8 protein-coding genes and 1 pseudogene are annotated in these 9,377 nt (G+C 71.6%); 2 read left to right on the top strand and 7 right to left on the bottom strand.

Annotated elements, in window-relative coordinates; translation table 11 throughout:
- Positions 1-104 precede the first annotated feature (104 nt).
- Positions 105-1,745: a threonine/serine exporter family protein gene (locus tag VR44_RS05020; protein ID WP_045946137.1), complete on the top strand. Its 1,641-nt coding sequence runs from the start codon at positions 105-107 to the stop codon at positions 1,743-1,745.
- A gap of 148 nt (positions 1,746-1,893) precedes the next feature.
- Here the strand turns inward: VR44_RS05020 and VR44_RS05015 are convergent.
- The 5 genes and pseudogenes from VR44_RS05015 to VR44_RS04995 all read right to left on the bottom strand — a co-directional run.
- Positions 1,894-2,577, bottom strand: a pseudogene (locus tag VR44_RS05015) (VTT domain-containing protein); the annotation flags it as partial.
- Between the two features lie 135 nt (positions 2,578-2,712).
- Positions 2,713-3,471 (bottom strand): MerR family transcriptional regulator, encoded by a 759-nt coding sequence (locus tag VR44_RS05010; RefSeq protein WP_045946135.1) that lies wholly within the window; start codon positions 3,469-3,471, stop codon positions 2,713-2,715.
- Between the two features lie 95 nt (positions 3,472-3,566).
- A complete protein-coding gene (locus VR44_RS05005) occupies positions 3,567-4,079 on the bottom strand; it encodes a DinB family protein (RefSeq protein ID WP_045946134.1) in 513 nt (170 codons plus the stop codon).
- A gap of 96 nt (positions 4,080-4,175) precedes the next feature.
- Positions 4,176-5,633, bottom strand: a complete 1,458-nt coding sequence (locus VR44_RS05000) for an aldehyde dehydrogenase family protein (protein WP_045946133.1) — start codon at positions 5,631-5,633, stop codon at positions 4,176-4,178.
- 95 nt (positions 5,634-5,728) lie between these two features.
- Positions 5,729-6,607, bottom strand: a complete 879-nt coding sequence (locus tag VR44_RS04995; protein ID WP_045946132.1) for a helix-turn-helix domain-containing protein — start codon at positions 6,605-6,607, stop codon at positions 5,729-5,731.
- A gap of 380 nt (positions 6,608-6,987) precedes the next feature.
- On the opposite strand from VR44_RS04995, the gene VR44_RS04990 reads away from it, so the two are divergent.
- Complete coding sequence (locus VR44_RS04990) at positions 6,988-7,482, top strand: ATP-binding protein (protein WP_045946131.1); 495 nt, start codon at positions 6,988-6,990, stop codon at positions 7,480-7,482.
- Between the two features lie 102 nt (positions 7,483-7,584).
- On the opposite strand, the gene VR44_RS04985 is transcribed toward VR44_RS04990, so the two are convergent.
- Complete coding sequence (locus tag VR44_RS04985; protein WP_045946130.1) at positions 7,585-7,830, bottom strand: DUF397 domain-containing protein; 246 nt, start codon at positions 7,828-7,830, stop codon at positions 7,585-7,587.
- Between the two features lie 107 nt (positions 7,831-7,937).
- On the bottom strand, positions 7,938-9,377 hold a 1,440-nt coding region (locus VR44_RS04980), incomplete at its 5' end, for an FUSC family protein (RefSeq protein ID WP_045946129.1).

Genomic DNA, 9,377 nt, shown 5'->3' with positions numbered 1-9,377 from the left:
CCCCCCCGCCGTTTCCTTTTCCGGGACTCCTCCGCGGCTTGTTTCGCCACGGAGGAAACGGTTCCGCATACTGGTACCGCTGGTGATCAAGGGTGGGAGGATGCGTGGCGGAGGCCGAAGGGCCCGGTCCCGAGGACCGGAAGCCGAAGTCCGACGAGGCGCACAGCGCCTTCACCCCGCCGCCCGGGATGGAGCCGGAGGTCCCCGACGAGGACCAGCCCACCTCCGAGTTCGCCCTCCCGGAGGGCCTGGCGGCCCCCTCCCCCGGACCGGAGGGCTCCGGCTTCACCGCCCCGGCCACCTACGCCGCCCAGCACTCCCCTCCCGCCCACACGCCGCCCCCCGTTCCCGCCTTCTCCGCCTCCTCCCCCTGGCAGGACCGGATGCGCACGATGCTGCGCATGCCGGTGGACGTCCGCCCGGTGCCCGAGGCGGCGCAGCGGCAGACCGAGGCCGGGCCGGCCGTAGGCCGCGTCCTCGACCTCACGCTCCGCATCGGCGAGCTGCTCCTGGCCGGCGGCGAGGGCGCGGAGGACGTGGAGGCCGCGATGTTCGCCGTGGCCCGCTCGTACGGCCTCGACCGGGCCGAGCCGACCGTCACGGTCACCATGCTGTCGATCACCCACCAGCCCTCCCTGGTCGGCAACCCGGTCTCCGCGAGCCGCACCGTGCGCCGCCGGGGCACCGACTACACCCGTCTCGCCGCCGTCTTCCGGCTGGTGGACGACATCAGCGCGCCCGAGGTGGAGATCTCCCTGGAGGAGGCCTACCGCCGCCTCGCCGTGATCCGCCGCAACCGCCACCCGTACCCCACCTGGGTGCTCACCGCGGCCGCCGGGCTGCTCGCGGGGGCCGCCTCCGTCCTGGTGGGCGGCGGGGTGACGGTGTTCTTCTGCGCCGCCCTCGGAGCCGTCCTCGGCGACCGGCTGGCCTGGTACTTCGCCGACCACGGGCTGCCGGAGTTCTACCAGTTCGTGGTGGCGGCGATGCCCCCGGCCGCGATCGGGGTGGCGCTGAAGCTCGCCGAGATCGACGTCCGTGCCTCCGCCGTGATCACCGGCGGTCTGTTCGCCCTGCTGCCCGGGCGGGCCCTGGTCGCGGCGGTGCAGGACGGCCTGACCGGCTTCTACATCACCGCGTCCGCCCGGCTGCTGGAGGTCATGTACCTCTTCATCGGGATCATCATCGGCGTCCTCGTGGTGATCTACGTGGGCCTCCAGTTCGGCGCCTCGCCCAACCCGGACGAGGTCCTCCAGATCCCGCACCGGCCGCTGCTGCAGACCCTGGCCTCCATGGTGCTGGTGTTCACGTTCGCGATCCTGCTCCAGCAGGAGCGGTCCACGGTGTGGATCGTGACCCTGAACGGCGGGGTCGCCTGGGTCACCTTCGGCGCCCTGCGCGCCGCCGAGCTGCCGCCGGTGCCGTCGACGGCGATCGCGGCCGGGCTGGTGGGCCTGTTCGGGCAGCTCTTCTCCCGGTACCGGTTCGCGTCCGCGCTGCCGTACGTGACGGCCGCCATCGGCCCGCTGCTGCCGGGCTCGGCGACGTACTTCGGACTGCTGTCGATCGCCGAGAACCGCCTCGACAAGGGGCTGGCCTCGCTCACCACCGCCGCCGCGATCGCACTCGCGATCGCGATCGGAGTGAACCTGGGCTCGGAGAGCTCACGGCTGTTCATGCGGATCCCGGGGGCGCGCAGCGCCGCCAAGCGCCGGGCCGCGGCGAAGCGGACCCGCGGCTTCTGAGCCCCCCGGGGCCCGGACGGCCTCCGGACGGCCCCCGGAGCCCGGACGCACGTGTGCCCCGGAGACGGGCCGTCTCCGGGGCACACAGGGCTTGCGAGGGGGCGTCCGCGCCCGTGCGTCAGCGCTTGGCGTGGCGGCCGCGCTGGCCGGGGGCCGGCGGCTGCTCTTCCATCGGGTATCCGGGCTGCGCCGGGGCGGCGGGGGCGGTCTTCTTGGCCTTGCGGGCCTTCAGCACCTCGAAGATCACCGGAATGACGGAGATCAGCACGATGACGATGAAGATCGCCTCGATGTTGTTCTTGATGACCTCGAAGCGGCCGAGCTGGTAGCCGAGGACGGTGACGCCCGCGCCCCACGCGACGCCGCCGATGACGTTGTACGTGAGGAAGATCCGGTACTTCATCGCGCCGGCGCCCGCGACCATCGGGGCGAAGGTGCGGATGATGGGCACGAAGCGGGCGAGCACGATGGCCTTGGGGCCGTGCTTCTCCATGAAGTCGTGCGCCGCGTCCAGGTTCTCCCGCTTGAAGACCTTGCTGTTCGGGCGGTTGAACAGCTTCGGGCCGAAGAACTTGCCGATCAGGTAGCCCACCTGGTCGCCGATGATCGCGGAGGCCGCGATCAGGGTGCACACCAGCCACAGCGGCTGCTTGATGGTGCCGGCGGCCGTGAACAGACCCGCGGTGAACAGCAGGGAGTCGCCCGGGAGGAAGGCGAAGAGGCCCGATTCCGCGAAGACGATGACCAGGATGCCGATCAGGCCGAACTGCCCGATCAGGTAGTCCGGGGACAGCCACTCAGGGCCGAGGGCAAGCGTGTAGAGGGGTTCCACGTTTCCGGGCTCTCCTGGATCAGCAGGGGGACGTCTGCGGTGGGGGACGCGACGATGCAGGCGGTCTCAATTATGAACGCACACCGCCCCCACCGGGTTCCAGGGACCGGAGGGGGCGGCTCGGTGAGGGAGCGGCTACGCCTTGCGCACGGCGTTGGCCGTGATCGAGTCCCGCAGGTGCTCGGCCACGCCTTCGCCCATGCCGTCGTAGAACGCCTTGAAGCGCTCGTCGGAGACGTACATCCCGCCCAGGCAGACGTGCATCTCGTAGCCGCAGTCGTAGTACCGGTCGCAGATGTGCTGCCGGTGCTCCTCGGCCATGTCCATGGCCGCCTCGCCGTCGGCGGGCTCGCCGGCCGCCACCAGGGCCGCGTACCGGGCGCCCCAGTCGGCGACCTCGTCCTGGATCCGCTGCCAGTCCTCCTTGGTGTACGAGGCCGCCCGGCGCTGCGACTCGGCGTAGGCCTCCGTGCCGCCCCAGCGGCGTTCGACCTCCTCCGCGTACTGCTCCGGGTCCTTGTCCCCGAACACCTCGAACCTCTCCTCGGGCGTGAGGGTGATGCCCATCTTCTTCGCCTCCATGGCGTGCTCCACGGCCTTGGCCATCTGCTGGAGCCGGGCGATCCGGTCGGTCAGGAGGGCGTGCTGCCGGCGCAGGTGCTCCCTCGGGTCCGAACGCGGGTCGTCCAGCAGGACCGCGACCTCGTCGAGCGGGAAGCCGAGCTCCCGGTAGAACAGGATCCGCTGCAGCCGGTCCAGGTCGGCGTCGTCGTAACGCCGGTGGCCCGCGCCGCTGCGGCCGCTCGGGCAGAGCAGGCCGATCTCGTCGTAGTGGTGCAGGGTGCGCACCGTCACTCCGGCGAAACCGGCGACCTGGCCCACGGAGTAGCCCATCGCTTCCGCTCCTTCGGTTGGGTACGCCCTCCACTGTGGTTCCTCACGCCACGTGAGGTGCAAGTCCCGTTTCCGGGGCCGCTCGGGGGCAGGGCTCAGCCCATGGCCTTCGTGCCGTCCAGGGTCTCGCGGATGATGTCCGCGTGGCCCGCGTGCCGGGCGAACTCGCGGACCAGGTGCAGCAGCATCCAGCGCATCGAGACCGTGGCGTCCTGGGGGAACCAGGGGGCCGGGGGCAGCGGGAAGTCGTCGTCCAGGCTGGGGACCGACTCGATGAAGCCGGTCGTCTCCTCCTTGACCGTGTCCCAGAAGGCGAGGGCGGACTCCAGGGTCTCCCCCTCGGCCAGCCGGAAGCCCTCGTGCCAGTCCTCGGGCGCGCGCCGGTGCTCGTTCGGCTTCTGCTGGGCCATGCGGAGCCAGTTGAGCTCGACCTCCGCCGCGTGCTTGACCAGACCGGCCAGGGACAATTCGCTGGCGGTGGGCCGGCTCGCGGCCTGCTCCGCCGTCAGGCCCGTCGCCGCCCGGCGCAGCGCCTCGCGCTGGTCCTCGACGAAGAGCAGGAGGGTGCCGCGCTCGTCTCCCGCGATCTCCTGGGTGGGGTGTGCCATGACCGACCGCCTTTGCCGTGGTGGTGTGCGGGGTGTTCCCCGCCGACACCCACCACGGTACGAACCATTGCGGTCAGGGCCTGTCCTTGATGGCCCCTAGAAGGGAAAAGTCGTCCGGCCGTGCTGGATGGAGATCCACTTCTGGGTGGTGAAGGCCTCCACCGTGGCCTCTCCGCCCAGCCGTCCCAGTCCCGAGTCCTTCTCCCCGCCGAAGGCGGCCAGCGGCTCGTCGCCGATGGTGGAGTCGTTGACGTGGATCATTCCCGTCTCGACGCGCTGCGCGAAGCGGACCCCGCGCTCCACGTCACGGGTGTGCACCGCGCCGCTGAGCCCGTACGGGGTGGCGTTGGCCAGGCGTACGGCCTCGTCCTCCCCGTCGAAGACCACCAGCAGGGCGACGGGGCCGAAGATCTCCTGCCCCAGCAGCGGGGAGTCCTCGGGGAGGCCGGCCAGGACGGTGGGCTCGACCAGGTTGCCGCGCGTGGCGCCCCGTACGAGGGCCGTCGCCCCGGACTCGACGGCGCGGTCGACCAGGGCGGTCAGGGCGTCGGCCTGGAAGGAGTTGATCAGGGGGCCGATGTGGGTGTCGGCCTCGCGCGGGTCACCGGTCTTCAGGGCGCGGACCCGGGCGGTGAACTTCTCGGTGAACTCCTCGGCCACGGAGGCGTCGACGAGGATCCGGTTGGCGGCCATGCAGACCTGGCCCTGGAAGACGAAGCGGCTGAAGACGGCCGCGTCCACCGCGTAGTCGACGTCGGCGTCGTCGAGGACGACCAGGGCGCTGTTGCCGCTGAGCTCCAGGACGGTCCGCTTGAAGTGGCGGGCGGCGACGGCGCCGACGTGCCGTCCGGTGCGGTCGGATCCGGCGAAGGAGATGACCTTCGGGACGGGGTGGGTGAGGATCGCGTCGCCGATCTCGGCGATGTCGGTGACCAGGACGTTCAGCAGGCCGGCGGGCAGGCCGGCGTCCTCGAAGATCCTGGCGATGATCCCGCCGCCGGAGACCGGGGCGTTCTGGTTGGGCTTGATGACGACCGCGTTGCCGAGGGCGAGCGCCGGGGCGACCGACTTCAGGGTCACCAGGAGCGGGAAGTTGAAGGGGCTGATCACGGCGACCACGCCGACGGGCAGGCGCTGGACGCGGTTCTCCTTGCCCGTGACCGTCGAGGGCAGGATGCGGCCCTCGGGGCGGACGGCCAGCCGGATCGCCTCGCGCAGGAACTCCATCGCGAGGTGGACCTCGTACTCGGCCTTGGGACGGGTCCCGCCGAGCTCGTCGATCATGACCTCGACGATCTCCTTCTGGCGCTCCTCGGCGATCCGCAGGGCGCGTTCGAGGACGGCGCGTCTCGCGTAGGGGCTGGTGGCGGCCCAGTCGCGCTGGGCCCGCTCGGCCGCGCGGTAGGCCCGGTCGACCTGCTCGACGGTGGCCACGGTGATGGCCGCGAGCTTCTCCCCGTTGTAGGGGTTGACGTCGATGATGTCCCACGAACCGGTGCCGGCCAGCCATTCGCCGTCTATGTACTGGTGAGCCAGGTCGGTGAATATGGACATGCCATCCCTTACTGCGAGCGCGCACCCCTGCGCTGCACCGGAGACCGATCGTTCTTCTTCTCAGAGCACTGATCAGACGTCATAGTACGTGCGGTTCAAGACAGTTGGAGCAGTCCGCGCAGGAGATCCCGGGTCTGGTCGGGGTCGGGGCAGTCGGCCTGGAGCCGTTCCATCGCCCGTGCGTACTGCCCCACTTCCTCTTCCTTGTCCAGGTAGAGCGCGCTGGTGAGCTGTTCCAGATAGACGATGTCCTGCAGGTCGGACTCGGGGAAGCGCAGCAGGGTGAAGGCGCCGCTCTCGCCGGCGTGTCCGCCGAAGGAGAAGGGCATCACCTGGAGCTGCACGTTGGGCCGCTGGCTGATCTCGATCAGGTGTTCCAGCTGACCGCGCATCACGTCGCGGTCGCCGTACGGGCGGCGCAGTGCGGCCTCGTCGAGGACGGCGTGGAAGACGGGCGCGTTCTCGGAGACGAGGACCTTCTGGCGCTCCAGGCGCAGCGCGACGCGGCGGTCGATCTCGGCGGCGGAGGCGTTCGGCATGCCGCGCTTGACCACGGCCTGGGCGTAGGCCTCGGTCTGCAGGAGGCCGTGGACGAACTGCACCTCGTAGATGCGGATGAGGGAGGCGGCGCCCTCCAGCCCGATGTAGGTCTGGAACCACCCGGGGAGCACGTCGCCGTAACTGTGCCACCAGCCGGCGGCGTTGGCCTCGCGGACCAGCCCCAGGAGGGACTCCCGCTCGGTGCCGTCGGTCACTCCGTAGAGGGTCAGGAGGTCTTCGACGTCCCTGGCCTTGAAGCTCACCCTTCCCAACTCCAAGCGGCTGATCTTCGATTCGGATGCGCGGATCGAGTAGCCGGCCGCCTCACGGGTGATGCCGCGGGATTCTCGGAGTCGCCTGAGCTGTGAGCCCAGGAGGATGCGGCGCACCACAGAACCGCTGGCTTCTGCGGTCACTAGTCCTGCCCTCCCCATCGCAATGGTGTGCGCGTGGTGTGCGCGTGCCTCTTCGGGGCCCCCGTATCCCCGGTGCCGCAGTCTGCCACCAAAACGCATCGGCCCGTACTCGTTCTGTAACGGAATCCGGCGACCCGGAAAAGAAGTCCGTAAGTAGGCGTAGGAAGAAATGAGCAAGAACCGTCACGGGAGCAAGAACCGTCACGGGAGTGGACAGGTCCGGCGCGTGCACGTGCATCTGCCCTTGCATCCGGCTTCGGCATTCGGAACGATGGTGCCGCGCACCTGCGTGCTCTTCGCGCCGGCGCCGGACCCACCCCGCAGTTCTCTTTGGCCGAAGCCGACCGCTTCGTCCGCGAATCCCGGGAGTGCCTCGCATGGGGACGATTGGATCGGTCATGCTCGAGCCGTTACGGCAGGGGCTGCCCCCGGTCGATCCCACGGCCGTCTCCGGGTCCGCCTCCTGCGCCCTGCCCGCCCGCTTCGAAGCGGTGCGGGGCGCCCGCTCCTTCACCAGATCGACCTTGTCCCAGTGGGGCCTGGACGAGCGCTTCGACGACGTCGCGCTGGTGGTCTCCGAACTCGTCACCAACGCCCTGCGGCACGCCCTCCCCGACGAGGCGCGGCCCTGCGGCGGCGAACAGCCGGAGGCCGCGGCGGTGCGGCTGCACCTGATGCGGTGGAGCACGCGGCTGGTGTGCGCGGTACGGGATCCGAGCGAGGACCGGCCGGGGGGCTCGTTCGCGCCCGAGCGCACGGACGAGAACTGCGACCTGGAGTCGGGGCGGGGACTGTTCCTGGTGGACTCCTACAGCGACAGCTGGGGCTGGCACCCGCTCGCGGGCCGGCTCACCGGCAAGGTGGTCTGGGCGCTCTTCCTGCTCCGGGACTGAACCGCCGACCGCACGCACCGCACGCACGACCGGCCGGGCCCGATCCTTTCGATCGGTCCCGGCCGGTGCACGTGCATGGCCTGATCCGGTGGCGCCGTGCCTTCAGCCGATCAGATGGTCGAACTCGCCGTCCTTGACGCCCAGCAGCAGCGCCTCTATCTCGGCCGGCGTGTAGACGAGCGCCGGACCGTCGGGGAACCGCGAATTGCGCATGGCTACGTCGCCGCCGGGCAGTTTGGCGAACTCCACGCAGGACCCCTGCGAGTTGCTGTGTCTGCTCTTCTGCCAGGTCAGCTCATACAGGGAAGTGAGTTCTGCAGCTGCCGTCCCGTTGTACGCGTGGTCCACAGGAAGCCCCCGATAGTGCAGATGTCAACTCCACCGGATCATAGCTGTGTTCACCACCGCATGCATGGGCAGATGCACGTGCACGGGCAGTACCGCAGCGATCACCGTCAGGGGCGGAGGGCCTGCGAGACCTCGTCCAGCGAGTCCAGCAGCCGCTCCGCCGCCTCGCGTACGACGCCCGATTCCGGCACGCGGTTCCCCCCGTCCAGCAGCGCCCGCACCCGTTCCCATTCCGGAACCCGGCGCTCCCGCACCGCCCGCGCCGCCGCCCCGGTCGCCTCCCGCAGCGCCTCGGCGAGCTCGGCCGCCCCCGGCGCGGGGGCGTGGGCCCGGTCCGGGAGGTGGGCCTCCAGCAGCATGGCGCCCCGCCCGAACGCGGCCACCGCCTCCCCGGCGCCGTCGGCGGCCGCCCGGGACAGGCCCCGGTGGCGCACCGGTTCGCCCTCGGCCCGCACGAGCGCCTCCCGCCAGGCGATGCGGGCGTCACGGGCCGCCAGCAGTGCCTCCCGCACGTCCTCGCGCCGGGCCCCGGCCGGGTCGGCGTACTGCCCGAGCACGGCGGCCGCGTACCGCCCGTCGGCGGCGAGCCAGTCCGCCAGCCGGGTGCGCAGCCGCGGGGTCTCCCAGGCCGGGTACACGGCGTAGGCGAGCATCGCGAGGACGCCGCCGACGAGGGTGAGGGCGATCCGGTCGGGGACCGTCTGGTCCCAGCGGGCCCCTCCCATGCCGAGCAGGAATACGACGTAGGCGGAGACGAACACCTGCGAGACGGCGTACCCGGTGCGCAGCAGCGCGTACATCAGCCCCGCGCTCACCACGGCGAGCAGCCCCGACAGGTACATACCGGGCCGCACGAGCTGCACGACCGCGGTGGCCGTGCCCACCCCGACCAGGGTCCCCGCGAACCGGGCGACGGCCCGGGACCAGGTCTGCGTGAAGTCGGGCCGCATCACCATCACGGAGGTCATCGGCGCCCAGTAGCCGTGCCCGAACGGCAGCACCTGACCGAGCAGGTACCCCGCGCACGCCGCCCCCGTCACCCGTACGGCGTGCCGCAGGACGGGCGAACCCGGGCGCAGCTCGGCCCGTACGGCCTTCAGCACCAGCGGCACCAGGGCCGGCACCGTGGGCCGCAGCCGGGCCTCACCGGGGTCGGCGGTGCGCCCGGAGCCCGGCTCGGCCGTCTCCAGCACGTCGTCCAGCAGCGCGGCCAGCCTGCGCGCGGCCCGCAGCGCCGCCCCGCCGAACACCTCCGGCAGGCCGGGGTCCTTCAGCGCCTCCAGGGCGGGCCGGGGCAGCCGTACGGGGTCCCCGTGGCGGATGGCGTGCGCGGCGGCGTCGAGCACGGTCCCGGCGGCGTCGAGCAGGACGCGCACCCTGTCCCGCCCCGGGCCTTCGGCGGGGGCCCCGACGGCCGGGTCGGCGAGGGAGGCCAGCCCGGGCCGGAGCTGCTCGGCGAGCCCCCGTGCCCCGTGCAGCTCGGCGGGGCGCCGCCGGGCCTGGCGGGCGGTGACTGCGGCGGCGTCCCGGGCCTTCATCAGCGGGAC

Origin of the sequence: Streptomyces katrae, assembly GCF_000966975.1 — a bacterium.
Lineage (GTDB): Bacteria > Actinomycetota > Actinomycetes > Streptomycetales > Streptomycetaceae > Streptomyces > Streptomyces katrae.
This window is presented reverse-complemented; position numbering and strand designations above follow the sequence as displayed.

What these genes read in the sequence shown, in the direction of transcription:
- VR44_RS05010 (WP_045946135.1), bottom strand. Translation starts at nt 3,471, where the DNA reads ATGGGCTACTCCGTGGGCCAGGTCGCCGGTTTCGCCGGAGTGACGGTG.
- VR44_RS05005 (WP_045946134.1), bottom strand. Translation starts at nt 4,079, where the DNA reads ATGGCACACCCCACCCAGGAGATCGCGGGAGACGAGCGCGGCACCCTC.
- VR44_RS05000 (WP_045946133.1), bottom strand. Translation starts at nt 5,633, where the DNA reads ATGTCCATATTCACCGACCTGGCTCACCAGTACATAGACGGCGAATGG.
- VR44_RS04995 (WP_045946132.1), bottom strand. Translation starts at nt 6,607, where the DNA reads ATGGGGAGGGCAGGACTAGTGACCGCAGAAGCCAGCGGTTCTGTGGTG.
- VR44_RS04990 (WP_045946131.1), top strand. Translation starts at nt 6,988, where the DNA reads ATGCTCGAGCCGTTACGGCAGGGGCTGCCCCCGGTCGATCCCACGGCC.